Annotated in this window: 22 protein-coding genes and 2 pseudogenes; 14 read left to right on the forward strand and 10 right to left on the reverse strand. The window is 72.6% G+C overall.

Going from position 1 to position 25,172, the window contains the following annotated elements:
• Positions 1-21: 21 nt before the first annotated feature.
• Positions 22-888 (forward strand): acyl-CoA thioesterase, encoded by an 867-nt coding sequence (locus tag ACZ63H_RS04055; protein ID WP_469861921.1) that lies wholly within the window; start codon positions 22-24, stop codon positions 886-888.
• A 258-nt stretch (positions 889-1,146) separates the two neighbouring features.
• Here ACZ63H_RS04055 and ACZ63H_RS04060 read toward each other — a convergent pair.
• Both ACZ63H_RS04060 and ACZ63H_RS04065 read right to left on the reverse strand, forming a co-directional pair.
• A pseudogene (locus ACZ63H_RS04060) lies at positions 1,147-2,130 on the reverse strand (DUF6397 family protein); the annotation flags it as partial.
• 126 nt (positions 2,131-2,256) lie between these two features.
• Positions 2,257-2,670: a roadblock/LC7 domain-containing protein gene (locus tag ACZ63H_RS04065; RefSeq protein WP_318204821.1), complete on the reverse strand. Its 414-nt coding sequence runs from the start codon at positions 2,668-2,670 to the stop codon at positions 2,257-2,259.
• Between the two features lie 91 nt (positions 2,671-2,761).
• On the opposite strand from ACZ63H_RS04065, the gene ACZ63H_RS04070 reads away from it, so the two are divergent.
• Positions 2,762-3,190, forward strand: a complete 429-nt coding sequence (locus tag ACZ63H_RS04070) for a PPOX class F420-dependent oxidoreductase (protein ID WP_469861923.1) — start codon at positions 2,762-2,764, stop codon at positions 3,188-3,190.
• Between the two features lie 79 nt (positions 3,191-3,269).
• Positions 3,270-3,869: a class I SAM-dependent methyltransferase gene (locus ACZ63H_RS04075; protein ID WP_469861925.1), complete on the forward strand. Its 600-nt coding sequence runs from the start codon at positions 3,270-3,272 to the stop codon at positions 3,867-3,869.
• A 16-nt stretch (positions 3,870-3,885) separates the two neighbouring features.
• Here ACZ63H_RS04075 and ACZ63H_RS04080 read toward each other — a convergent pair whose 3' ends face one another.
• Positions 3,886-4,641: an alpha/beta fold hydrolase gene (locus ACZ63H_RS04080; protein WP_469861927.1), complete on the reverse strand. Its 756-nt coding sequence runs from the start codon at positions 4,639-4,641 to the stop codon at positions 3,886-3,888.
• A gap of 104 nt (positions 4,642-4,745) precedes the next feature.
• On the opposite strand from ACZ63H_RS04080, the gene ACZ63H_RS04085 reads away from it, so the two are divergent.
• Positions 4,746-5,279, forward strand: a complete 534-nt coding sequence (locus ACZ63H_RS04085) for a PadR family transcriptional regulator (RefSeq protein ID WP_469861929.1) — start codon at positions 4,746-4,748, stop codon at positions 5,277-5,279.
• On the opposite strand, the gene ACZ63H_RS04090 is transcribed toward ACZ63H_RS04085, so the two are convergent.
• Positions 5,256-6,161, reverse strand: coding sequence for an oxygenase MpaB family protein (locus ACZ63H_RS04090; RefSeq protein WP_469861931.1), 906 nt, complete (start codon positions 6,159-6,161; stop codon positions 5,256-5,258). The genes ACZ63H_RS04085 and ACZ63H_RS04090 overlap by 24 nt on opposite strands.
• A gap of 96 nt (positions 6,162-6,257) precedes the next feature.
• Between ACZ63H_RS04090 and ACZ63H_RS04095 the strand changes: the two genes are divergently transcribed.
• Both ACZ63H_RS04095 and ACZ63H_RS04100 read left to right on the forward strand, forming a co-directional pair.
• A complete protein-coding gene (locus ACZ63H_RS04095; RefSeq protein WP_469861933.1) occupies positions 6,258-6,554 on the forward strand; it encodes a hypothetical protein in 297 nt (98 codons plus the stop codon).
• A gap of 143 nt (positions 6,555-6,697) precedes the next feature.
• Entirely contained in the window at positions 6,698-7,540 is an 843-nt protein-coding gene (locus tag ACZ63H_RS04100) for a hypothetical protein (RefSeq protein ID WP_469861935.1), read from the forward strand.
• A gap of 117 nt (positions 7,541-7,657) precedes the next feature.
• Here the strand turns inward: ACZ63H_RS04100 and ACZ63H_RS04105 are convergent, their stop codons facing one another.
• Positions 7,658-7,807: a hypothetical protein gene (locus ACZ63H_RS04105; RefSeq protein ID WP_469861937.1), complete on the reverse strand. Its 150-nt coding sequence runs from the start codon at positions 7,805-7,807 to the stop codon at positions 7,658-7,660.
• A gap of 136 nt (positions 7,808-7,943) precedes the next feature.
• Here ACZ63H_RS04105 and ACZ63H_RS04110 point away from each other — a divergent pair, with 136 nt between their 5' ends.
• Positions 7,944-9,284: an esterase-like activity of phytase family protein gene (locus ACZ63H_RS04110; RefSeq protein WP_469861939.1), complete on the forward strand. Its 1,341-nt coding sequence runs from the start codon at positions 7,944-7,946 to the stop codon at positions 9,282-9,284.
• An 89-nt stretch (positions 9,285-9,373) separates the two neighbouring features.
• Here ACZ63H_RS04110 and xylA read toward each other — a convergent pair whose 3' ends face one another.
• Positions 9,374-10,540, reverse strand: coding sequence for a xylose isomerase (gene xylA / locus ACZ63H_RS04115; protein WP_469861941.1), 1,167 nt, complete (start codon positions 10,538-10,540; stop codon positions 9,374-9,376).
• A 155-nt stretch (positions 10,541-10,695) separates the two neighbouring features.
• Here xylA and xylB point away from each other — a divergent pair, with 155 nt between their 5' ends.
• From xylB to ACZ63H_RS04150, 7 genes and pseudogenes are all read left to right on the forward strand, one after another.
• The gene (xylB, locus tag ACZ63H_RS04120; RefSeq protein WP_469861943.1) at positions 10,696-12,141 is read left to right on the forward strand and encodes a xylulokinase; all 1,446 of its coding nucleotides are present in this window, start codon (positions 10,696-10,698) and stop codon (positions 12,139-12,141) included.
• Positions 12,142-12,193: 52 nt separating this feature from the next.
• The gene (locus ACZ63H_RS04125; RefSeq protein ID WP_469861945.1) at positions 12,194-13,402 is read left to right on the forward strand and encodes an ROK family protein; all 1,209 of its coding nucleotides are present in this window, start codon (positions 12,194-12,196) and stop codon (positions 13,400-13,402) included.
• Positions 13,403-14,324: 922 nt separating this feature from the next.
• Positions 14,325-15,339 (forward strand): annotated as a pseudogene (locus ACZ63H_RS04130) (acetamidase/formamidase family protein).
• A gap of 200 nt (positions 15,340-15,539) precedes the next feature.
• Entirely contained in the window at positions 15,540-16,145 is a 606-nt protein-coding gene (locus ACZ63H_RS04135) for an N-acetylmuramoyl-L-alanine amidase (RefSeq protein WP_469861947.1), read from the forward strand.
• A gap of 70 nt (positions 16,146-16,215) precedes the next feature.
• Positions 16,216-17,520, forward strand: a complete 1,305-nt coding sequence (locus ACZ63H_RS04140) for a GAF domain-containing protein (RefSeq protein ID WP_469861949.1) — start codon at positions 16,216-16,218, stop codon at positions 17,518-17,520.
• 56 nt (positions 17,521-17,576) lie between these two features.
• Positions 17,577-19,100 (forward strand): aldehyde dehydrogenase, encoded by a 1,524-nt coding sequence (gene adh, locus ACZ63H_RS04145; RefSeq protein ID WP_469861951.1) that lies wholly within the window; start codon positions 17,577-17,579, stop codon positions 19,098-19,100.
• A gap of 138 nt (positions 19,101-19,238) precedes the next feature.
• Positions 19,239-21,467, forward strand: a complete 2,229-nt coding sequence (locus ACZ63H_RS04150; RefSeq protein ID WP_469861953.1) for an endonuclease — start codon at positions 19,239-19,241, stop codon at positions 21,465-21,467.
• A gap of 106 nt (positions 21,468-21,573) precedes the next feature.
• Here the strand turns inward: ACZ63H_RS04150 and ACZ63H_RS04155 are convergent, their stop codons facing one another.
• From ACZ63H_RS04155 to ACZ63H_RS04170, 4 genes are all read right to left on the reverse strand, one after another.
• Positions 21,574-21,813 carry a hypothetical protein gene (locus ACZ63H_RS04155; RefSeq protein ID WP_469861955.1) on the reverse strand — a complete coding sequence of 80 codons (240 nt, stop codon included), beginning with the start codon at positions 21,811-21,813 and terminating at the stop codon, positions 21,574-21,576.
• Positions 21,810-23,129 carry a S8 family serine peptidase gene (locus ACZ63H_RS04160; protein ID WP_469861957.1) on the reverse strand — a complete coding sequence of 440 codons (1,320 nt, stop codon included), beginning with the start codon at positions 23,127-23,129 and terminating at the stop codon, positions 21,810-21,812. The genes ACZ63H_RS04155 and ACZ63H_RS04160 overlap by 4 nt, the downstream gene beginning before the upstream one ends.
• Positions 23,130-23,811: 682 nt before the next feature.
• On the reverse strand, positions 23,812-24,378 hold the full coding sequence (locus ACZ63H_RS04165) for a GNAT family N-acetyltransferase (protein ID WP_469861959.1): 567 nt from the start codon (positions 24,376-24,378) through the stop codon (positions 23,812-23,814).
• 61 nt (positions 24,379-24,439) lie between these two features.
• A complete protein-coding gene (locus ACZ63H_RS04170; protein ID WP_469861961.1) occupies positions 24,440-24,859 on the reverse strand; it encodes a DUF2267 domain-containing protein in 420 nt (139 codons plus the stop codon).
• Positions 24,860-25,172 lie beyond the last annotated feature (313 nt).

A 25,172-nucleotide genomic window follows, 5' to 3' on the forward strand; every position in this document is an offset into this window, starting at 1 on the left:
AAGCCAAGGAGAAACCCATCGATGACGAATCCGGCCGAGAGTCTGGTCGACCTGCTCGACCTGGAGCAGATAGAGGTCAACATCTTCCGTGGTCGCAGCCCGCAGGAGTCCCTCCAGCGGGTCTTCGGCGGCCAGGTGGCCGGCCAGGCGCTGGTCGCCGCCGGCCGCACCACGGAAGGCGACCGCCCGGTGCACTCGCTGCACGCGTACTTCCTGCGCCCGGGACGGCCGGGCGTGCCGATCGTGTACCAGGTGGAGCGGGTCCGCGACGGGCGTTCCTTCACGACGCGCCGGGTCACGGCCGTACAGCAGGGCCGCACGATCTTCAATCTCACCGCCTCCTTTCACAAGCCTGAGGAAGGGCCTTTCGAGCACCAGCTGCCGCCGGCCCGCGAGGTGCCGCACCCGGAGACGCTGCCGACGGTCTCGGAGGAGATCCGCAAGCATCTGGGCACGCTGCCGGAGCAGTTGGAGCGGATGGCACGCCGCCAGCCCTTCGACATCCGCTATGTCGACCGGCTGCGCTGGCACGCGGAGGAGATCCAGGGGGCCGAGCCGCGGAGCGCCGTGTGGATGCGCGCGGTGGGACCGCTGGGCGACGACCCCTTGGTGCACACCTGCGCGCTGACCTACGCCAGTGACATGACCCTTCTGGACGCGGTCCGCATCCCGGTGGAGCCGCTGTGGGGGCCGCGCAACTTCGACCTGGCCTCGCTTGACCACGCCATGTGGTTCCACCGGCCCTTCCGCGCGGACGAGTGGTTCCTTTACGACCAGGAGTCCCCGATCGCCATAGGCGGACGCGGGCTGGCCCGCGGGCGCATCTACGACCTGGAGGGACGGCTGCTCGTCTCGGTCGTCCAGGAGGGTCTCTTCCGGTCGCTGTAGGCCGGCTACCGGGCCCGCCTCCGGGTGTCAGACCCGCGCGGGCCCGCTGCGTCGCGGGCTTCTCCGCTGGAGCCAGGCTCGCAGGCCGCGGGGCGCCCGCTGCGCAGCGGGCCGTGCCGGAACCGTCGGTCCCCGGCCTCCGCGGGCCATCGGCGCCGGCGGCCGCAGCAGCGGCCCGGCGCCCGGCCCGCGCGACCCGGTGCGCCGCACCGGCAGTCCGGCCCGCGGCCCGGCAGACTCCGGAAGCCTGGACGACTGCCCGGAATGCCGTGCGGCCTGCTCCGCGAGCCGCGACGGCAGGTCCGGGGCGGTCGCTTCGGGTTCCGAGGCCGGCGTCGTCGGCTCCGCGGGTTTCGTCGTCGCTCGTTCGGGGCCGGTCACGGTGCGGGCCATCGGCGGGATGGGCCGTGGTGCCGTACGGATCGCGGGCGGGATACGGCGGGCGGCCGGCCCCGGAGCGGGTTCGGCGCCGCGGGCCTCCTCGACCGCGCGTGTCAGCTCGCTGCGCAGCCAGTCGATCTCGTCCGCGTCCTGGGCCGTCATGATCTGCTCGGCGGTGTGCGCGGAGGGCGTTCCCGGCAGACCGTGCCCGGGCGGCAGGGGCCGGGACGCGTTCAGGTGCGCCCGCTCGTACGGGTCCCTGACGATGTCGGCGACCTCGACCGGCGCGAGGAACGCGGCCACCGCCCCGGCCCGGGCCCAGGGGCCGTCGGCCTGCCGGAGCAGGAAACCCAGCTGGCGTCCGCGCCAGTTGCGCGCCCGCAGATCCACTCCCGTCGCCAGCTGGCCGCGCAGTGTCTCGGGCGTACGCCCCGTCAGCAGGCGCCGGTTCTCCGGGCCGGTCGCGAACTGCTGGAGCTCCTCCGCCAGGTAGAGCCAGACCACGGCTCGGTAGCGGTTGAGGTAGAACGCGACGGGCACGAGCAGGCCCAGACGGGCGAGCCGGGTGAACCTGCCGGCCGGGATGTCCATGAGTGCGGCCCCCTCCGCCGTCCCGACCACCCGCACCCGGTTCACGAGGGACTCCGGGAATCCGTCCTGGGCGCGGAGACGCTCGATCTCCGCGCGTTCCACCCGCCGGCCGCCTCCCCCGCCCTCGTCGGGCACGGTCAGGATGCAGCCGAGCTGCACGGCGCGGTCGAACTCACCGCGCTTGAGGCCCAGTTCACGGGCGGCATGGCCCGGTGTGCGGGTGCTGGTGCGGGTGCGGGTGCGGGTGGGGTCAGAAAGGCTGGCCGACATGGTCGTACTCCCCCGTGGAGTCCGTGGCTCACGCCCGGTGCGTTCGCCGTGCACACACCGTAGCCGGTTCACCGCGCACCGTGGCGAGCCTGTGGATAACTCCACGGGGGCGAGAAAACCCGCAGGTCAAGCGCCCGCCTTGCGAGTCCGCTCGGGTTGCCTGGCATCGATGCCGAGGTGTTCGCCGACCCGGTTCACGAGCAGGGTCATCTCGTAGGCGATCTGACCGATGTCCGCCTCCGCTCCGCTGAGCAGACACAGACAGCTGCCGGTGCCGGCCGCGGTCACGAACAGCACGGCATCGTCGTACTCGATCATCGTCTGGCGCACCCTGCCCGCGCCGAAGTGACGTCCCGAGCCCTTGGCCAGACTGTGCAGTCCGGACGCCACGGCGGCCAGATGCTCGGCGTCCTCGCGGCGTAGGCCCGTGCTCGCCGCGGTGACCAGCCCGTCGTTCGACAGGACCAGCGCGTGGCGGACGTGGTCCACCCGCTCGGTCAGATCGTCCAGGAGCCAGCCGAGGCCCTGGTTCTGCGCCATGTCCCTCTCCCCGTGTGATGTCTCCCCCTGGCTGGAGGAACTCCCCGCCAGCCTTCCCCAGGACCGGCGTGCGGGCAAGCAGGATGGACGCATGGCAGAGAAGATGACCGATGAGGAATGGCGGGCGTTCGTCTCCGACGGCACCCGCACCGGCAAGCTGTCCACCGTTCGCGCCGATGGGAGCCCGCATGTGACCCCGGTCTGGTTCGTCCTGGACGGGGACGAGCTGGTGCTCACCACCGGCAAGGACACCGTGAAGGGGCGCAATCTGGCCCGTGACGGCCGGGTCGCCCTGTGCGTGGACGACGACCGTCCGCCGTTCCATTTCGTGGTGCTGAACGGCCGGGCCGAACTGTCGGACGATCTGGCCGAACTCCGTCAGTGGGCCACCCGGATCGCCGCCCGCTACATGGGCGAGGACCAGGCCGAGGAGTACGGCGCCCGCAACGGCGTACCGGGCGAACTCCTCGTACGCGTCACCGTCGACAACGTGGTGGCGGTACGGGACCTCGCGGCCTGATCCGCGGGAGCGTGCGGTTGCCGTCACGGCCGTGACGGCGCCGACGGCGGCCGGGTGGCGGTGCGGAATCATGCGGAGCATGAGCAACGACCACACCCATGTCCAGGAGTTCTTCACCGCCCGGGCCGCCGACTGGGACGACCGGTTCCCGGATGACGGCCCTGCCTACGCCGCAGCTGTCGCCGACCTCGGATTGCGCGAGGGGGACCGCGTCCTGGACGCGGGCTGCGGCACGGGGCGGGCCCTGCCGCCCCTGCGGGCCGCCGTCGGCCCCTCGGGCGTGGTACTTGGGGCCGATCTGACCCCGGCGATGCTCCAGGCCGCCGTGCGGGCCGGCCGGCACCGCGACGGGCGGCTGCTGCTCGCGGACATCGCCGCGCTGCCGCTGCGGTCGGGCTGTCTGGACGCCGTGTTCGCGGCCGGCCTGATCGCCCACCTACCGCATCCGGTGGACAACCTGCGGGAACTGGCCCGTGGCGTACGGCGGGGCGGTACGCTCGCGCTCTTCCATCCGATCGGCCGTGCGGCCCTGGCGGCGCGGCAGGGCCGCCGGATCACACCCGACGACCTGCGGGCCGAGGCCAACCTCCGCCCACTGCTGGCAGGTGCGGGCTGGCGCATGACGTCCTACGTGGACGAGGACGCCCGTTTCCTCGCGCTCGCCGTGCGCGAGGACTGACCGCTCCTCGCCGGGATCAGGACGTTCCGGCGATGGCCGCCGTGAAGGCGCCGGGGTTGTCGAACATGACGTTGTGCCCGGCGCCGGGGACCGTCACCACGCGCACCCCGGCGGCTTCCAGAGTCCGCCGCCCCGTGATGTCACCACTGTGCTCGCCCTGGAGGAAGACGCGGTCGACGGTCAGCCCCTCAAGGAGCGTACGCATCACGGGGCTGGAGCCCCGGCACAGGCCGACGGCGCTGCGGTGCAGGGCGCGCGGGTCGGTCAGCCGCATGGTGGCCGCCCACAGCGGGCCGACGGCGTCGAGCACGCGCGCGTACCCCTTCTCGACGAACTCCTCCTCTTCGTAGGCGGCGATCGTGCCGCTGGCGGCGCTCGACGGCGGAAGGGCGTCCAGATTGGCCTCGGTCAGCACCAGCCGGGAGACGAGGTCGGGCCGCCGGTGGGCGAGGACGACGGCCACGGAGCCGCCCATGCTGTGCGCGATCAGTTCGGCGCCCGTGACCCCGGCCGCGTCCAGTGCGACCGCGACAGCGTGGGCATGACCGTCCAGGGTGTATCCGAAGTCCTGGGGCCGGTCGCTCGTGCCGTGGCCCGGAAGGTCGACGAACAGGCCGCGCCTGCCCGCGAGTTCGGGGCGGGCCGCGACGTGGGCGTGGTAGACGGCGGACATCGATCCGAGCCCGTGCAGATACACCCGGGCGGGCTCGGCTCCGGGCACCTCGGTCCACCGGACGTGGCTCCCCCTGCTGTCGAACGCGGCCTGCCGCATGTACCCCTCCTCTGTTTCGACGACACCGCACGATACCTCGATATCGAGGTATAGTGTCAAGGCGGTATTGGTGTGGCGATGTACCCCTGGGAGAGAATGCGGTCATGCTCGAACTCGCCATCCTGGGATTCCTGTACGACGCGCCGCTGCACGGGTACGTGCTGCGCCGTCAGATCGCCGCGCTCACCGGGCACGTGCGCCCGGTCGCCGAGAGCACCTTGTACCCCGCCATCAAGCGGCTGGAAAAAGCGGGCCTGCTGGCACGGTCCACCGAGCCCGGTGCCGTCGCCGCGCCGCGCCATGTGCTGAGGCTGACCGAGGAAGGCGGGCACGAGCTGAAGCGCCGGCTCGCCGAGCCCGCACAGCGGGAGATCACCGACGAGAACCATTGGTTCACACTGCTCGCGTTCCTGCGGCACCTGGCGGACCCCGCAGCGCAGGCGGCCGTGCTGCGACGCCGGCTGGCCTTCCTGGAGGAGCCGGCGAGCTTCTTCTACGACGGCGACCGGCCGCTGAGCGCCGAAGAACTGGACGACCCCTTCCGCCGGGGTGTCCTCACCATCGCGCGGGCCACGAGCCGGGCCGAGTTGGCCTGGCTGCGCGACACCCTGGCATCACTCGACGGGGTCGGCCGCTGAGGTGTCCCGGTGCCGCACCGGGCAGCCGCGCAGCCCGGGGACCGGGCGGGTGCCCAGGTCGGCCACGCGGTAGCCGTCGGGGTAGCCCTTGATCTCCCGGTTCTGACGCGCGAAGTGCGGCTCGCGGCGCGGCGGCAGCAGCCGGACCAGCCGGCCGCGCGTCCGTACGGCCCGGCGCACCAGCGCGGTGGCCGTCGGGCCGGGCCGGGGATAGCGGAAGGCGCGCAGCAGCGGCTCGTCGAGCAGGGCGAGGGTCGCCGTGCGCAGCAGCGGGGCCATCGGACGGGGGTACCAGGAGGCCATCAGGCCGAGCGTGGCGTCGGAGACGCGCCGGGCCTCCTCGTCCCAGCCGAAGTGGGCCTCTTCATAGGAGTCGAGGAGGGCTTCGAACTCCTCGTAGGTCCGGGGGATGTCCGGGATGCCCATGTGCCGGCCGAGGGTGCGGTAGTACTCGGTGCCGGCGATGATCTCGTGCCGGGACAGCCGCCGCCAGCCGTAGGTGTCGATCCACCGCCTGGGTACCACCACGAACGTGCTCAGCACGTACCGCATGTCGTCGTCGCTGATGTCGTAGCTGCGGTGCATCTGGTTGATGCGGCGGATCGCCGTACGCCCCTGCTCCGCGGCGAAACCGTGCTCCATGACGGTGTCGAGGAGGAGCGCCGTGTCGTCGTAGCGCTTCTGTGTGCGCTCGGTCAGCTCCGCCGTCCGTGCGAGCAGGCGGCCGATGCTCGGTACCGCGTAGGTGCGGTACAGCGCCAGTTCCAGGGCCCGCGTGTAGTCCCAGGGGAACTCCAGGGTGACACTGATCCGGTGGATCTCCAGGGCGTCCGCCACCGGGTCCAGCCGGCGGATCCGCCCCAGTTGTTCGAACCGCTTCACCGCGTCGCCCCCTTCTGCCGCCGGAACTCCAACTCTACGTTGTGAAGCACCAGATGGGCGATCAGGCCTGACTCGTTCGGGGAGAGGGTGGTCCACGTGTTCGACGCGATCCGCAGGTACACCGGCAGGTTCCGCGCGCCCGCGCGACCGCGGCCGGCGGGCGTCCCTCAGAAGCGCGCGCACAATCTGTTCGAGGCGGCGGCCGTCTATGTGGCCGCCCGGGTGGAGGACGACGAGGACCGGGCCGAGGAGGCGGCGGCCTGGGTGTCGCCGGAGGCACTGTCCTTCGGGGTGAGCGAACTGGCCTGCCGGGCGGTGGTCGCGCTGGCCCGGGAGCGTGACGAGTCGCCTGGCGCGGTGGCCCGGGATCTCCTCGGTCTGCCCGCGAACTGACCGGAACCTCCTTGTGCGCACGTGGTCGTTTCGCCCCTGTCCAGGCGGAAACCTGCAGCTCCGTGCGGTGTCCGGAGCCGTGACAACCGGCTTCCGCTCGCACTAGGGTGCGCGCCGACGGACGAACCACTGGGGAGGCTGGGATGGCCGGGACGGACGAGATGGCCGTCGCCGCCGCGGACGACGCGTTGTACGTGCTGACCGCGGTACTGCTGACGCCGGCGCAGTTCCCGAGCGTGCTCGGCGACGACTACCCGCAGGCGTGTGCGGCGCTGGGTCTGCCTCCGCTCGCCGACGGGTACGGCCTGGTGCTGGGACAGGACGGGCACGGCGCTCGCTGGACGGTCGTCATCGACGACGTGTCACTGGTCGCCGTGGCGATCGCGTCCTGGGACTGCGGCATGGAATACGAGCTGTCCCCGGACGAGCGCGCGGTCGTGACCGCCCTGCCGGGATGGCCGCTGGCCGTCGCCGTCGCCGCGCCCGGGGTGCCCGCCCCGCACGACCCCCCGGCCGGGGCGGCGGACCGGCCGGCGCTGAGCCCGCCGGACACCGGCGCCTGGGGGCCGGCCCAGCGCCGTCTGGGCGCCGACGAGATCGCGCTGCAGTGGGCCGTCTGGCGGGGGCAGATCGACGACGCCGACCTGCCCGCGCCCGGCGAGCGGACGAAGCCCGCACAGTCCGCGCGGCAGGACGGGGGGAGCCCCGGGAGCGGTGGCCACCCGGGTGTCCGCCGGGCGCTCGCGGAGGCGCGGGCCTACGTCGACTCCCCGCCGCCGCTGGGCAGGGTGCGCTCGTCCTTCGCCCCGGGCGACGCCCGTACGCTGCGCGCCGACGGCCCCGGCTGGTCGCTCGTGGCCCGCACCGACGACATGGCGTTCCTCCTGCTCGACGACGAGCCCGGCGAGGTCCTGCCGGTGGGCCGGGGCCCCGAGTTGCCGGGCCTGCTGGAGGCGCTCGACAAGATCGCCGTACGTCCGCTGTAGAGCTCGGACGGGTACGGCCCCTCCTGGCTCCCTCGGGCCGCACCCCCGCATGGCGGGAGCGCGTTCCCTGGCCGGCCCAAGCTCCTTCGCCCGGCCTCCGCCTGGTGCCCGGGGGACTCAGCGGCCGAGTTCCCTGCGGGCGATCCGGCGGAGTCCGCGCCGGTGCGAGGGGTCCAGGGCGAGGTACGCGACCACCGGCACGCCGATCACGATCAGGAACGCCGCCCACCAGGGCAGCCACAGCAGCGGGAGCAGCCCGACCGCCACGCCTCAGAGCGTGCAGGGAGCACGCCGACTCGTCCCGACGAGCTGCGGACGCCGGTCGTTCACCTCCCGGTCGCACGGGGTTCCTCCGAGAGCCCAATCGTGGCCGCGGTCAGCAATCTTGTTCCCAGGAGGTCCCATGTCCCCGACTGCCGCAGGCCGGCGCCGCGTCCGCCGTTCCGTCGCCAGGGGCCTGCCGCTGGTCCTGACCGCCGTCCTCGTGGCCGCGGGGACGGCTGCGGCGGCGCCGGCCAAGGAGGCCCGCGTCGTCCGCACGGCGACGCTCGGCGAGATCCCGCTCGGCGCGTTCAGCAACGCGCTGCTGCCCGGAAGCGTGGCCGACGACCACGGGGTGAAGCTCGGCGGCATCGGCAGCGACATCTATCCGGCGGACCGCAAGGGCGAGTACTGGACCGTGACCGACCGCGGGCCCAACGGCCAGATCAAGGTGGACGGCAAGAAGCGCCGCACCTTCCCCGTACCGGGTTTCGACCCGGCGATCGTGCGGATCCGGGTCTCCGGGGACACCGTCAGGGTCGTCGACGCGCTACCGATCACCACCTCTTCGGGGAAGGCCGTCACCGGGCTGCCCGACCAGCGGGGCCGGGACGAGGCGCCGTACACCTACGACGCGAGGACGCCGCTCCCCTACGACCCGAACGGCCTGGACACCGAGGGCGTCGTCCGGGCCGGGGACGGCAGTTTCTGGCTCGTGGACGAGTACGGGCCGTCCCTCGTGCACGTCTCCGCGCGCGGGAAGGTGCTCACCCGCTACGTACCCGAGGGCCTCGCGCTGACCGGGACGGACTACCCGGTGGTGGAGGCACTTCCGTCGGTCCTGCTGCACCGCAAGTCGAACCGCGGGTTCGAGGGGCTGGCGCAGCTTCCCGGCGGTGACCTGGTGCTGGCCCTGCAGAGCCCGCTCTCGCTGCCGGACGCGGACGCCGGCGACGCCTCGCGCACCACCCGTCTGCTGCGCTTCTCGCCGAGCCGGAAGGCCGTCACGGCCGAGTACGCCTACCGCTTCGACCCGGTCGGCGTGGTCGACCCGGGCGAGGACGACACCTCGGAGCTGAAGATCTCGTCGGTGGTGGCGGTCGGCCGCGACCGGCTGCTCGTCGAAGAGCGCACGGACAAGGCGGCCCGCCTGTACCTGGTCGGGCTCGGACGCGGGGCCGGCATCCTGGGCGGCCCGTGGGACGACGACACCACGTCCCCGTCGCTGGAGCAGCTCGGCGATCCGGCGTCCGCGGGCGTGCCGGTGCTGTCCAAGCGGCTCGTGGTGGACCTGGGGACGGTCGCGGGGGTCCCCGGGAAGATCGAGGGCATCGCGCGCGTGGACCACGACACGCTCGCGCTCGTCAACGACAACGACTTCGGGATGACCGACGGCGAGGGCGCGTTCGACGCCCGGGGCCGCCTGGTCGACAGCGGTGTCGAGACGACGGTGGTGTACGTGCGCCTGCCCGGGAAGCTGTGACGGGCGCGGGCCGTTAGCGGTGTCGCGGACGGCCCGCCGGACGGCGACCGCCCCTTTGGCCGGGGCGGTCGCCGGTAGGCGCGCGGGCGTCAGCCCCGCGCCCCCAGCAGGTGGTCCATCGCCAGCTGGTCGAGCCGCTCGAAGGCCATGCCGCGCGCGGCGACCGCGTCCACGTCGAACTCTTCGAAGGCCGTACGGTCGGCGAGCAGCTCCTGGACGCCGTCGGCCGCGGTCGGCTGGGCCAGCTCGTCCAGCCGCGACGCGCGCAGCGCCTCCTGCACCTCCGGGTCGGCGCGGAAGGCGGCCGCGCGCTCCTTCAGGATGAGGTAGTTGCGCATGCAGCCCGCGGCCGACGCCCACACGCCGTCGATGTCCTCGGTCCGCGGCGGCTTGAAGTCGAAGTGGCGGGGTCCTTCGTAACCGGCGCTCTCCAGGAGGTCGACCAGCCAGAAGGCGGCCCGCAGGTCACCGGCGCCGAACCGCAGGTCCTGGTCGTACTTGATGCCGGACTGGCCGTTGAGGTCGATGTGGAAGAGCTTGCCCGCCCACAGGGCCTGCGCGATGCCGTGCGGGAAGTTCAGGCCGGCCATCTGCTCGTGGCCGACCTCCGGGTTGACGCCGTACAGCTCGGGCCGCTCCAGGCGCTCGATGAAGGCCAGCGCGTGGCCGACGGTGGGCAGCAGGATGTCGCCGCGGGGCTCGTTCGGCTTGGGCTCGATCGCGAAGCGGAGGTCGTAGCCCTGCGCGGTGACGTACTCGCCGAGCAGGTCGAAGGCTTCCTTCATGCGGTCCAGGGCGACACGCACGTCCTTGGCGGCCCCGGACTCGGCGCCCTCGCGGCCACCCCAGGCGACGTACGTCTTCGCGCCCAGCTCGGCCGCCAGGTCGATGTTGCGGATGGTCTTGCGGAGCGCGTAACGCCGCACGTCGCGGTCGTTGGCGGTGAACGCGCCGTCCTTGAAGACGGGGTGCGTGAAGAGGTTCGTGGTGGCCATCGGGACGGTCATGCCGGTGGCGTCCAGAGCCTGCCGGAACCGCTTGATGTGCGACTCCCGCTCGGTGTCCGAAGAACCGAAGGGGATCAGGTCGTCGTCGTGGAAGGTCACTCCGTGGGCACCGAGTTCCGCCAGACGCTGCACCGTCTCGACCGGGTCGAGGGCGGGGCGGGTGGCGTCACCGAACGGGTCCCTTCCCTGCCAGCCGACGGTCCACAGGCCGAAGGTGAACCTGTCCTCGGGGGTGGGCTGGTAGCTCATGGCGCGGCTCCTTGCTGCGTACGAGTATTTCGTCATGGCCGTTTACAAATTAGTATGCGCACACACCGCTGGGAAGAGACAACATGTCTTTCCCCAGCCAGATGTCTTCGTCAGCCACCGCACAACCCGCGGAGCCGCGGAAGAGGGAGAGCCCGATGTCAGCAGCCGAGGGTCCGCTCGTCGTCGGAGTGGACACGTCCACCCAGTCCACGAAGGCACTGGTCGTCGATGTGGCGACCGGGCGGATCGTGGCCGCCGGCCAGGCGCCGCACACGGTGACCGGCGGGGCCGGCCGGGAGAGCGACCCGCGCCAGTGGTGGGACGCGCTGTGCGCGGCGCTCGCCCAATGCGGTGAGGCGGCGCACGAGGCGGCGGCGATCTCGGTCGGCGGCCAGCAGCACGGCCTGGTCACCCTGGACGAGCACGGCGAGCCGGTGCGTCCGGCGCTACTGTGGAACGACGTCCGCTCCGCTCCGCAGGCCCGCCGCCTCGTCGAGGAGCTGGGCGGCCCGAAGGCATGGGCCGAACGCACCGGCAGCGTGCCCGGCGCCTCCTTCACGGCCGCCAAATGGGCGTGGCTCGCCGAGCACGAGCCGGAGGCGGTCCGCGCGACCAGGGCCGTCCGGCTCCCCCACGACTACCTCACCGAGCGCCTGACCGGGCAGGGCACGACCGACCGCGGCGACGCCTCCGGCACCGGCTGGTGGGCGTCCGGGACCGAGGCGTACGACGAGGAGACCCTGGCGCACATCGGCCTGGACCCCGCGCTGCTGCCCCGGGTGGCCCGCCCCGGTGAAACGGTGGGCACCGTGCGCGACAGCCACGACCTGCCCTTCTCCAAGGGCACCCTGGTGGCCCCCGGCACCGGTGACAACGCCGCAGCGGCCCTGGGCCTCGGCCTGCGGCCCGGCACGCCGGTGCTGAGCCTCGGCACCTCCGGCACCGTCTACACCGTCTCCGAGCGCCGCCCCGCCGACCCGACCGGCACCGTGGCGGGCTTCGCCGACGCGCGCGGGGACTGGCTGCCCCTGGCCTGCACCCTGAACTGCACCCTCGCGGTGGACCGCGTCGCGGCCCTGCTGGGTCTGGACCGCGAGGCGGTCGAACCCGGCGGTTCGGCGACCCTGCTGCCGTACCTGGACGGCGAACGCACCCCCAACCTGCCGCACGCCTCCGGGCTGCTGCACGGACTGCGCCACGACACCACCGCGGGCCAATTGCTGCAAGCGGCCTACGACGGCGCGGTGCACGCGCTGCTCGGAGCCCTCGACCTGGTGCTCGACGCGGACGCCGACCGCGACACCCCGCTGCTCCTGATCGGCGGCGGGGCCCGGGGCACGGCCTGGCAGCAGACCGTGCGCCGGCTCTCCGGACGGCCCGTCCGGATCCCGCGGGCGAGGGAACTGGTCGCCCTGGGCGCGGCGGCGCAGGCGGCCGGACTGCTGACCGGCGAGGATCCCGCGGCGGTGGCCCGCCGCTGGAACACGGCCGACGGACCGGTGCTCGAGGCCGTGGAACGGGACCGGTCGACGCTGGACAGGATCACCGGGGTACTCTCCGACGCGGCCCCGCTGCTGGAGCGGCGGCCCGAGACCGACTGACCAGGCCGCCCCGCCCACAGCCAGGCGGCAGACACCGAGGATTGACGCAGGCATGACCGCACCGCTGCACGAGGCGCGCCCGCCGGGCACGGGGCGCGCTCTGCCGGACACCCAGCAGGGCATGCGCCGGCGCAACCTCGCCCGGGTGATGCACGCCGTCAGCGCGGAAGGGTCGTTGTCGCGGGCGGCGGTCGCCTCGCGGATCCGTCTGACCCGGGCGGCGGTGTCGACACTGGTGGACGAGCTGATCCGGTGGGGCCTCCTGGAGGAACTGGGCCCCGAGCGGCCCGGCCGGGTGGGCCGGCCCGGGTCGGCGCTCGCGGTGAGCGGCCGGGGCCCGGCCGGGATCGGGGCCGAGATCGGTGTCGACCACCTCGCGGTGTGCGCGGTCGATCTGCGCGGCGAGGTCCGGGCGCGGGCGGTCCGGCGCGGCGGCAACCGGGGGCGGGCACCGGAGCCGGTGATCGAGGAACTGACGGCGCTGGTCCACCGGGTCGTCGCGGAAGCCCAGCAGGCGGAACTCTGGCCCGCCGGGCTCGCGGTCGCCGTGCCCGGACTGGTGGCCAGGGACGGGCGGACGGTCGTACGCGCCCCGAACCTCGACTGGCACGACACCGACCTCGGTGCCCTGCTGCCCGGCGACTGGCCGCTGTCCGTGGACAACGAGGCCAATTTCGGCGCGCTGGCCGAGCTGTGGCTCGGTGCCGGGACGCCCGGTGACTTCCTGCACGTGTCGGCCGAGATCGGTATCGGTGCCGCGGTCGTCGTGGACGGCCGGCTGCTGCGCGGGAAGCGGGGGTTCGCGGGCGAGCTGGGCCATGTGCCCGTACGGCCCGACGGGCCCGCCTGCCCGTGCGGCAGCCGGGGGTGCCTGGAGCAGTACGCGGGTGAGGAAGCGGTGCGGCGCGCGGCCGGGCTGGAGCCCCGGGAGGACCTGGTGGGGCTGCTGGCGGAGCGCGCCGGGGCCGGCGACGAGAGTGTCCGGGCCGCCTTGCGGGACGCCGGTACGGCCCTCGGCATCGCCCTGACCGGAGCGGTGAACCTGCTCGATCCCGAGACCGTGGTCCTGGGCGGGGCCCTGGCGGATCTCTCGCCCTGGCTGCTGCCGGCGCTGGAAACGGAGCTGACGGGCCGTACGGCGGGCCCGGCCTGCCCGGTGACGGTGTCGCCGCTGGGGCCGCAGGGCCCGCTGCTGGGCGCCGCGCACTCGGTCGTCCGTGCGGTGCTGGACGACCCGGCGGTGGTGGCGGAACGGTCCTGACGCCCGGCGCGAGCCGGCTCCGGCCGCGGTTGCCGGGCGCCGCGCGGCCCGGAGGGCACGGCGTCCGACAGGCACCTGTTCGTGACGTGCGGCCTGACGCTGCGGCAGTCACGGCTCATGCCACCGCACGGGCCGCTGCCCGGGCTCCGCAAGGGGCACGTGGCCGTGCCCCGGTGTATCCGCAGGAGGGGGCGCGACCTCTTCCTCTCGGTGTCCGCGGGAGGGCACGCCGCCGTGCCGCCATGCCGCTGTGACGAGCCGCCAATTCGGCTCCGGCTTCCGGGCGGCTGACACCCGATCGGGTGGCCGAGTTATCCACAGGCGGCGGGTTGTCCACCGAACCGTGGCGGACCCTTCTTCCCAACCACCCCGCGCCGTACCGTGATTCACGCGAGCGCAGCCGACGGGTCGTCATCTCCGTGCGGCGGCCCGGCGGAAGCGGAGACATGCTCGGACGACCAACGGCAACCGGCAGACGCATCGGGGGCACACATGCACGGGGAGACGGCCGGTGCGCTGCGGCGTGACGCCAACGGCTCACGCGACGTCCTGTTCCAGAGCGTCACGGCGGTGGCGCCGGCCGCTGCCGTGGCCGCGTCGATTCCGTGCGGTGCCCCCTTCGAGGGCGGCAGCGTGCCGCTGTCGGTGCCGACCGCCCGGGTGACGGCTCCGGTGTCCTGCGCCGGTCCGGTCGTCGGCGGGTGGCTCGCGGTGGGTGTGCCGGTGCTGCTCGTGCCGATACGACGGCATCCCGACGGGACAGCCGAGACCGCCCGGGTGCACCTCGGCGCCTACGACGCCCCTGCCGACCGGCGGGACGGGACCGGGGTCCGCCGATGCCCGTCACTCCGGCGGGCGGCGTGCCCGGCCGGTCCGATCCCCCCGACACCCGTGATCGTCCCCAGAAGGGAGCCATGCCACGATGACCGACCCCCGGATCCTCACCGTGCGCCCGGAACCGGACCAGTACGCCTGGACGTTCGGCGGAGCGCCGCCCTTGGCACGGATCGCCCCCGGCACGGTTCTCGACCTGTACACCGAGGACTGTTTCGCCGGCCGGGTCCGCTCCGAGAAGGACCTCGTGTCCGAGGTGTGCGAGTTCCCCTACCTCGATCCGCAGACCGGACCCTTCCACATCGAGGGCGCCGAACCCGGTGACACGGTGGCGGTGCACTTCGTCTCGATCGAACCGGCCCGCGCCTGGGCGGCGTCCACGACGGTCCCGCTCTTCGGCGCGCTCACCTCCACGTCCACCACGGCCACGCTGCAACCGCCGCTGCCGGAACGGGTCTGGATCCGGGAGCTGGACCGGGTCCACAGGACCGCCCTGTTCCGGGCACGGGACAGCGACTTCCGGATGGAGCTGCCCCTGGACCCGATGCACGGCACGGTGGGCGTGGCGCCCGCCAACCTGGAGATCCGCTCGGCCCTGGTGCCCGACGCCCACCGCGGCAACTTGGACACACCCGAGATGCGGGCCGGTGTCACCTGCTACCTGGGCGTCGACATCGAGGGCGCCCTGCTCAGCCTGGGCGACGGGCACGCCCGGCAGGGCGAGGGCGAGACCTGCGGCGTGGCCGTGGAGTGCGCGAATGAACACGGTGGTGATCGTGGACCTCCTCAAGGGCGTCACCACGCCGTGGCCCCGGCTGGAGTCGGACACCCACATCATCTCGACCGGTTCGGCCCGTCCGCTGGAGGACGCGTTCCGGATATCGCAGCTCGATCTGGTGCGGTGGCTGGTGGCCGACTACGGCTTCAGCGAGCTGGACGCGTACCAGTTCGCGACCCAGACGGTGGAATCCCCGCTGGCCAACGTGTCCGACACGAACTACACGTGCGTGGCCGGGCTCCGCAAGGAGTGGCTGCCCACACGACAGACGTACCGCGGCGTGCACGCACGGCTGCGGAAGACCGCCCGGGCCCTGCGCCGCTGACGTCGGAGCCCGTCACGCATGACCGAACCCCCGTTCCCCGAACGGCCACCTACCGCAGTGCCGCGTCGCGAGGGACCATCTCCCGAGCGGGCTCCTTTCGAAGGGCCGCCTCCTGACCGGGCTCCTTCCCAAGGGTTTCCGTCCCGAGCGGACTCCTCCCCCACGGCATACCGAAAGGCCTCTCCGAAAGGCACACCGCCATGGACCTGGACCGAGCCGAACCCCGCCTCAGCCGACGACGGCTGCTGAAGGGCGCGGCACTCGCCGCCGTCCCCTACGCCCTGCTCCCCGACGCGCGTGCCGGTGCGCAGACCCTGTCCGTCGACTACCCGCCCGCCGAATGGCGGCCGGCGAGCACCGCCAACTACACGGTGTCCGACCGCCCCAGTGCGTACGCCGTCGACCGTGTGATCATCCACGTCACACAGGAGACGTACACCGACACGCTCGCGATCTTCGCCGATCCGCAGAAGAAGGTGTCCGCCCACTATGTGGTCCGCTCGTCGGACGGGCACGTCGCCCAGTGCGTCCACGAGGCCGACATCGCCTGGCACGCGGGCAACTGGGGCTACAACACCCGCTCGATCGGCATCGAGCACGAGGGCTGGGTGGACCGGCCCGAGTACTTCACCCACGCGCTCTACGCCCAGTCGGCGAAGCTGACGGCGGCGATCTGCGCCAAGTACGGCATCCCCCGGGACAGGGAGCACATCATCGGCCACTATCAGGTGCCCGGCACCGACCACACCGACCCGGGACCGGCCTGGGACTGGGTGCGCTACATCAGAATGGTCAACTTCTCCTGACCCGACCGGACCACGGCAGCCTTGCCGTACCACCCGCATCGTCGCCGTACCACTGCCCGGGGAGGCCGAGTTGACCGATCCGTGGGTTGCCCTGGAGCCGGGGGCCGACCCCGCCGAACGCGTCCGGGAACTGCGCCGGGCGCACGAGACGTTCACCTCGGTGGGCACGGTGCCGCGCCCGGTGCGGTCGGTGGTGGCGGAGTCGTGGCGGCGCAGCGCGCGGGCCGGTGTGGGCCCGGACGGCACCGCCAGCGTGGAGCTGACCGGTGGTGATCTGGGCGCCTACCGCGCGGAGCACCCGCTGGCCCGGGTGATGCCCCTGTTCCGGGAGCTGATGGGCACGTTCGCCGCCGATGGCGAGCATCTGCTGGCGGTGTGCGACGCGCAGGGCAGGCTGCTGTGGGTGGAGGGACACGCGGCGACCCGGCGCCGCGCGGACCTGATGAACTTCGTGCCCGGGGCCCGCTGGTCGGAGGGAGCGGTGGGCACCAACGCGCCGGGCACCGCGGTCGCCGTGAACCGCCCCGTGCAGGTCTTCGCCACGGAGCACTTCATACGGCGGGTGCAGCCGTGGACCTGTGCCGCCGCCCCCGTGCACGATCCGCGCACCGGGCGGATCCTGGGGGCCGTGGACATCACGGGCGGGGACGGGCTCGCCCACCCGCACAGCCTCGGCTTCGTACGGGCCGTGGCGCGCGCCGCCGAGGCCCAGCTCGCCCTGCTCGCCCCGCCCGGGCCCGCGGAGGTGCCGCTGCTCGACGCCCTCGGCCGGGACGAGGCCGGACTCACCCTGGGCGGACGGCGGATCAGGCTCAGCCGCCGGCACAGCGAGATCCTGGTGCTGCTGTCCCGGCACCCCGAGGGACTGAGCGGGGACGAACTGCTGTGCGCGCTGTACGCGGACGAGTCGGTGACACCGGTGACGCTGCGGGCCGAACTGGCCCGGCTGCGCAGGCTGCTGGGCCCGGGGCTGCTCGCCTCACGGCCGTACCGGCTGACGGCCGTGGTCGAGTCGGACGCCACCGTCGTGGAGCGGCGGCTGGAGACGGGCGCGCTCACCTCGGCGGTGGCGGGGTACGCCGGCCCCCTGCTGCCGGCCTCACAGGCCCCGGCTATCGTGCGGCTGAGGGAGCGGCTCGCCGGGGGACTGCGTACGGCCCTGATCGCGCACCGCGATCCGGACCTGCTCGCGGACTGGGCGCACGCGCCGTGGGGTGAGGACGATCTGGAGGTGTGGCGGGCCCTCGCCGCGGTGCGCCCCACGGCGTCCGTGCGGGCCCGGCTCGCGGCGCTGGAAGCGGAGCTGGCGGCGCCGGCCGGCCGGGCACCGGCCCGGACCGGCAGCGCAACGTACTTGCAACGTCCGCTTGCCTAGCCTCGGGCCGAGAGCTGCCCGACGGCGGGCAGCGCTGCACCGGGAGGCAGACCAGGATGACTCGATACGCGGCGCCGGGCACCGAGGGCGCGATCGTCTCCTACCAGGCGCGGTACGACCACTTCATCGGTGGCGCCTATGTACCGCCGGCCCGGGGGCAGTACTTCGAGAATCCGTCACCGGTCAACGGACAGCCCTTCACGGAGATCGCGCGCGGTACCGCGGAGGACGTCGAGCGGGCGCTGGACGCCGCCCACGCGGCGGCGCCGGGATGGGCCCGTACATCGGTGGCGGAGCGCTCCGGGATCCTGCTGAAGATCGCTGAACGGATGGAGGCGCACCTGGAGCCGCTGGCGGTGGCCGAGAGCTGGGAGAACGGCAAGCCGGTGCGGGAGACGCTGGCGGCCGACATCCCTCTGGCCATCGATCACTTCCGTTACTTCGCGGGGGCGATCCGGGCGCAGGAGGGTTCGCTGGGCGAGATCGACGACGACACGGTGGCGTACCACTTCCACGAACCGCTGGGTGTCGTCGCGCAGATCATCCCGTGGAACTTCCCCATCCTGATGGCGACATGGAAGCTCGCGCCGGCGCTGGCCGCGGGCAACGCGGTCGTCCTCAAGCCGGCCGAGCAGACCCCGGCCTCCATCCACTACTGGCTGAGCCTGGTCGCGGACCTGCTGCCGCCGGGTGTGCTGAACATCGTCAACGGCTTCGGCGTGGAGGCGGGCAAACCACTCGCGTCGAGCCCTCGGGTCGCGAAGATCGCCTTCACCGGGGAGACCACGACCGGGCGGCTGATCATGCAGTACGCCTCGGAGAACATCAAGCCGGTCACCCTGGAGCTGGGCGGGAAGTCGCCGAACATCTTCTTCGACGACGTGTGGGCGCACGACGACGACTTCCGCGACAAGGCGCTGGAAGGCTTCACGATGTTCGCGCTCAACCAGGGCGAGGTCTGCACATGCCCGTCCCGCGCGCTGATCCAGCGCGGCCACTACACGGAGTTCCTGGAGGCGGCCGTCGAACGCACCCGGCGGATCACGCCGGGCCACCCCCTGGACACCGACACGATGATCGGTGCCCAGGCCTCCAACGACCAGCTGGAAAAGATCCTCTCCTACCTGGACATCGGCCGCCAGGAGGGCGCGAAGATCCTCACGGGTGGGGAACGGGTCGAGCACGAGGGCGAGTTGAAGGGCGGGTACTACGTCCAGCCGACCATCTTCGAGGGCGACAACCGCATGCGGATCTTCCAGGAGGAGATCTTCGGCCCGGTCGTCTCGGTGACCTCCTTCGCCGACCTCGACGACGCCATGAAGATCGCCAACGACACGCTGTACGGCCTGGGCGCGGGCGTGTGGACCCGGGACATGAACACCGCCTACCGCGCGGGCCGCACCATCCAGGCGGGCCGCGTGTGGACCAACTGCTACCACGCCTACCCCGCCCACGCGGCGTTCGGCGGCTACAAGCAGTCCGGCATCGGCCGCGAGACGCACAAGATGATGCTGGAGCACTACCAGCAGACCAAGAACCTCCTCGTGTCGTACTCGCCGAAGAAGCTGGGCTTCTTCTAGGCACGGGAAGGGGACCGGGCGCCGGAACACAGCTGGTTGACCAGGTGACTTTTGAATCGGTGAGCATCCGCACGACAAGAAATCACCGATGACCGGTGGACACAATGGAGTAGGGGAGCGGAGCGAGGGAGACGTTCGATGATCACCGTAGAACACGTTCCTCAAGCGGAAACGGATTACCTGGGGCAGTTGGAAAAGGCCGCGAAACGCTTCGGCAGCCGGACCTCGCAGCGAGACGAAACGCTCCGGACCATCGAGAGCCGGGGCGTGCTGTACGCCGATGATCCCGCTCGGGTCAAGAAGCGGCTGGCACGCCTGAACGCCGACTGGTCGCTCGCCAAGGCGATCGAACAGATACCGACGGAACCCGTCACGACGGCCGGCAGTACGCTGCCGCTGTCACCGGAGGTGTTCGGCGCGGATGTCCTCGGCCTGGAACGCCTCATGGGACGCAACAACCTTACCGGGGTGGCGTTCCTGGAGGGCGGGTACCTGGCCGCGCGGTCGATCGGGCGGGTCTCCGTCCGCACTCCGGAGGGCGGACACCACGGCACCGGCTTCATGGTGTCCCCTTCCCTCCTCCTCACCAACAACCACGTATTGCGGAGCCTGGAGGAAGCAGGTCAAGCAGTTGTCGCGTTCAATTACCAGGCGGGAAGGGACGGGCGTCCGCTGATCCCGGTGACGTTCAGCCTTGAGCCCCACGCTTTCTTCGCCACCGACCGCGATCTCGATTTCACCGTCGTCGCGGTGGCCGAGCGCAACCAGGAGGGCGCGCACCTCGCCGACTTCGGCTGGCTGCCCCTGGACGGGGCGCAGGGAAAGGCCATCATCGGGGAATTCGTCAACATCATCCAGCACCCCAACGGCGAGCCCAAGCAACTCGCCCTGCGCGAGAACCAGATCGTCGATCTGCTGGATCTGTTCGTCCACTACGTGACCGACACCGCGCCGGGTTCCTCCGGGTCCCCCGTCTTCAACGATCAGTGGGAGGTCGTCGCCCTGCACCACTCGGCCGTGCCGGAGACGGGACCCGACGGCCGCCCCCTGGCCACCGACGGAACGCGCTGGCGGCCGGGGATGGGCGAGCACCGGCTGGCGTGGAAGGCCAACGAGGGGGTGCGCGTCAGCCGCGTGCTGCAAGCACTGAGCCGGCTCACGCTGACTGGGAACGCGGCCCGGCTGCGCGACGAACTGTTCCGGCCGCCGGGCCCGCCGCCGCACGGCGAGGGGGCACCGCCGACAACGGCGAGGCCGGGACCGGACGGATTCGGGCCGGACGGGTTCGGGCCGGACGGGTTCGGGCTGGACGTGACCGTGCCGGACGGTTCCGCAGCGCTCGCCTCCAAAACCGCCGTCGGCCTCACCGTGCCGCTCCGGATCACCGTCGGCGTCGGCGCGCGGACGCCCGACCAACCCGGCCCCGACCGGCGCGGCCCCGACCGGCGCGGCCCCGACCGGCTCTCCGGTCCGCCTCCGGCTCCGGTGGCCGCTGCCGGCGCCGCCGCGCGGGACCTGGACGCGGCCCTGCTCAACCTCCGGCTCGGGGAGACCCGCGCCTACTACCTCCGCGACGACGACCGCGCCGCACGAGACACCTACTACGCGCGCATCGACGCCGACTCGGACGGCGAGGCACTGCGGCAGGCGCTGACCGCACTGCTGGAGGAGACCCACGCGCCCCGCCCCTCCTACAAACCCGCGCGAATGCTCTACCCATGGGTCGACCTCCACCCCGACCGCCTGCTGCGCAGCGTGTACTCGGGCAAGACCTTCACCGCGGAGGAACTCATCCGCGCCGACGCCGCCGCCGAGGCGGCCCGGCTCCAGGGCATGCAGGAGTTCCTGCTGCGTGAGAGCACGGCGAGCGCGGACGAACTCGTCGCCGAGCTGGACGCCCTGGAGGCGTCGCTGCCCTACAACTGCGAGCACGTCGTCCCGCAGTCCTGGTTCGCCAAACGGGAGCCCATGCGGGGTGATCTGCACCATCTGTTCGCGTGCGAACCTGCGTGCAACAGCTTCCGCGGCAACTACCCCTACATGGACTTCCCCGGCTTCGAGGAGGCCGTACGGGCGGACTGCGGCATGCGCGAGAAGTCGGGGTTCGAGCCGGAGCACAGCAAGGGAGCCGTCGCCAGAGCCACCCTGTACTTCCTGGTGCGCTACCCCGGCCGAGTCGGGGACAGGCCGGCGGAGTTCCCCGAGGCACGGCTGCCCATCCTGCTGGAGTGGCACGAGAACGAGCCCGTGTCCGAGTACGAGTTGCACCGCAACGCCGCCATCGCCGCGATACAGGGGAACCGCAACCCCCTCATAGACCACCCGGAGTGGGCTCGGAGCATCGACTTCTCCGGTGTCTGGCCCTGACCGGACCTGTGTCTGGCCCTGACCGTCGGTGACGGCGATCGCCCCCGCCCTCAGGCGACCCCACCCTCAGGCGAAGGCGATCACCCCCGTCCTCACGGGGCCGGCCTCACCGGTCCGGTGACCCGGGCGGTGGCAGACGGATCGTGCGGGCCCGTTCGACGGCCTCCACGCCCTCCACCGCCCGCAGCAGCGGGATCCGGTCCTCGGCGATGGTGCCGGCAGCCGTGCCGATGAGCGGCTGCTCACTTGTCACGGTGAGTCCGGCGGCGCGCGCCGCACGCATCGTCTCGGCGAACCCCGCGGGCTCGACGGACAGGATGACGTCCACCCGCGGGGATGCGGTCACGGAGTCTGCCCCAGTCCGGCGCCGACGCTCGTGGGGAGCTGCGCCAGCCGGTACGCGCCGGCGAGCAGGCGCTTCCTCAGCTCGGACGCCGGGGCGTCCGGCGCCCCCTCGGCCAGCAGCGCGACGATACCCGCGACGTGCGGGGTGGCCATGCTGGTGCCGCTGATCGTCTTGTAGACCTGCGGCATCGGCCAGGCGGAGCGCACCTCCACCCCGGGCGCGGCGATGTTGATCTCGGCACCGATGAGACTCTGGCCCCGGCAGGAGAACGGCGCCACGTCGAGTGCCTTGCCCAGGGCGGCGACAGCCAGGATCGAGGGGCAGTTGGCCGGATGGTTGACCGGCCCACCGTCGTTGCCCGCCGCCGCGACGATCAGCGTGCCCGCGTCGACGACGCGCTTGGCGAGTTTCTCGAAGACCGGCGAGAACAACTGCCCGGGACTGACCGGAGCGCCGAGCGACATGGAGATCACCTTCGCGCCCTGGGACAGCGCCCAGGCGATCCCCGCGAGGATCTGCCCGTCGCTCCCGCTGCCCTGGTTGCTGAGCACCTTGCCCGCCAGGATGTGCGCCTCGGGGGCGACGCCGTAGCGCGGCCGCATGTGGGGCTCCGCCGGACCCGCGGCCGTGCCGATGCAGTGGGTGCCGTGACCGTTGCCGTCCTGCACGGACTGCCCTGGTACGAAGGACGCCGTTCCGGCGATGCGCGGGGAGAGATCCGGGTGGCCGGTGTCCACCCCGGTGTCGAGCACCGCGACCTGGACACCCTGCCCGGTCAGATGGGAATGGTTGGCCCGCACGGCCTGCAGGCCCCAGGTGTGATCGGTCTCGTCCCAGGCCGGGCCCAGCGAGACGGCCATCGCCGCCGTGGTGTGCCGCTCCAGGACGTCCTCGTCGCTGCGGTACGTGGGGTAGTACCCCTTCACTTCCCGCGAGCGGTCCGTGATCGTCGAGATGTAGACCAGGCGCTCGGGCTCCGCGGCGATGATCGACGCTTCCTCCTGGGCGGTCGTCATCAGGGCCTCGCGCTGGTCGGGGGCCACGTCGACGACGGCGACGCCCAGCTCCGGGAAGAGCGCGGACACGTCCGGCTCTTCGAGGACGCGCACGGCGTTCTCCGCCTCGGCACCGCGCACCTGTTCCGCGGCCGCGATGCCGGCCTGGGAACGCAGCGCCTCCATGCCGCGCTCCTCTTCCTGGCAATCGAGAAGTACGAGGTACTTTCCCGTGTAGGCGTTCTCGCGCTTGAGGACGCTCTGGTCGTACAGATCGAACTGGTCGCCGCCCTCACGGCGGTCGAATGATTCGTTCGTCATGGTGTCTCCGCTCCGACTGCCCCCGTGGGTCCGGTGACCGCCCCGGCCGCACGCCCGAGACACCTTCGGCGGGCGGATACCGCACGTCCGGCCGTACGGTGAGTCGGCGCGTCCGAGCCTGCCTTGTCGCCCTCCTTCCACCCTCCTGCCGCCCACGACCGTACGCAACTCGTCCGGAACGCCCCCCCGTGCGCGCGGACACGGTCCGCTCCGGTCGCGGGGGTGTCCCGGGCAGGCACCGGGGAACCGGCCGGGGAACGGCCGTACCGGGACGGGGCGATGGGAGGGGTCCGCCCGCACGCGCCCGACGCCGGTCCGGTGAGCGTCGGCGCCGACGAGCCGCCCGCCCACGCCTCGTGGCCGCCAACGTCGCACAGCCCGCTCTCCCGTTGACCGGCCGGACGGGGCACGGCGGTCCCCGGCCGCCGGGGCACCGTGTTCGGCGGCCCCGCCCGCCCCCTTAACTGCGCCGCGGCTTCGCGCGGGCGCACCGTCACCGGGACGCCGGCCTCGCCGAGGCCCGCTCCGTGTGGCCAACTCGGCCTCGCGGGCGATCAGTCGGGGCCGGCAAGCAGGGGCTGCGCCGCTCCCGGGGACTCGGGTCGTGCGGTGGCCGGGACCCCTCCTGCGCGAACGGGCCACAGCCACCGCATCCCGCGCGCACCGACGCGGGGCCGCCCGCTCACGGGCAGGGCATGCTCATGTAGAGCGCCTGCTCGCCTTCCGAGGGGGTGCCGTCGTACAGGGTGGTGTCGAGCCCGCAGAACGCGAAGCCCATCCGCCGGTAGGCGTGGATCGCCGGCGCGTTGATGTTGCTGACCTCCAGCCAGAGGTGCCCGGCCCCCCGCTCGCGGGCGAACTCCACCGCGAGGCCGATCAGCGCGCGGCCGACCCCCTTGCCCCGGTGCTCCGGGCCGACCTCGATGTCCTCGATGGTCAGCCGGCGGTTCCAGCCGGAGTACGACACGGCCACGAACCCGGCCGGCGCGCCGGAGGCCGCCTCTGCGACGAAGGTGCGGTGGTCCGCGCTCCCCTCGCCGTCCGCCTCGGCACCGGCCGGCTCGTCCTCGGGGAACACCTTGGTCAGCGGCGGCTCCACCGGGACCTCCCGCACCCCGAAGCCCTCCTCCGTCACGGTCACCCGGAAGACGGAGCCGGTGGTGAAGGAGCTGTCCAGGGCTCCGAGGGCGGGAGCGTCTTCGGGAACGGCGGTGCGGTAGCGGTACGTCGTGTCGTCAGCTGCGGTCATGGCATGACGCTACGACGGCGCCGGGAGACGGCAGTACCCCTCTGGCCTACGGCCCGGTGATCTACGAGGCCCCGCGCCCGGGCGCCTGATCCGGTTCCTCCGGTTCCTCGAACAGCGTGCCGAACTCGTCCGGCAGGGCGCGTCGCAGGTCCGACGCCAGGTCCGTGTCCTCGGCCGCGATCCGGCAGACGACCGCCTGCGCCAGGAAGAGTGCCTGCTCGGGGGTGGCGCCGGCGGGCCGGGCCACGTCCGCCAGCAGATCGTCGAGCGATACGGCGCGGTCGTCCGCCACGTCGGCCCCGTACCGCAGCGCGGGGCGTTCGTGGGCCGGTACGGCCTTGCGCAGATGCTCCCTGCGCGGTGGGTCGAGGCGGCTGCTCAGGGCCGCGAGGACGAGGTGCACGGCGGCGTCGGCGGCCTCCGTGTCGTCCAGGTGGGTCCGCGACGCCACGTCTGCCACCAGATGCTCATGGCTGATCATGCTGCCTCCACCGGTGCGTGCTGTGGTTGAGGACGCTGGCCTGCCGGGTGCCCTCGCCATCGACGCTTACGCACATAACGGGGTGAAGCGGGCGCGGAACGCCGGGAAGCGGTGACGAGAATCTTCCGGTGGCGGGAATGAACCCGGCGGGCGGCTCGTTGTACGGGGCGGTCGTAGTTTTTGTGTCTGTGTTTCACCGCACGCTCGCGAAGAACGATGTCGCGGGCGCCGCCTTCCTTCAGGGAACTGGAGAAGTCGCGTCCAGGCCGGCCCGGGAGTCCGCACGGTGCGGCTTCCGTACCCCGCCCCTGCA

The sequence above is a fragment of the Streptomyces sp. NPDC104831 genome, assembly GCF_055583025.1.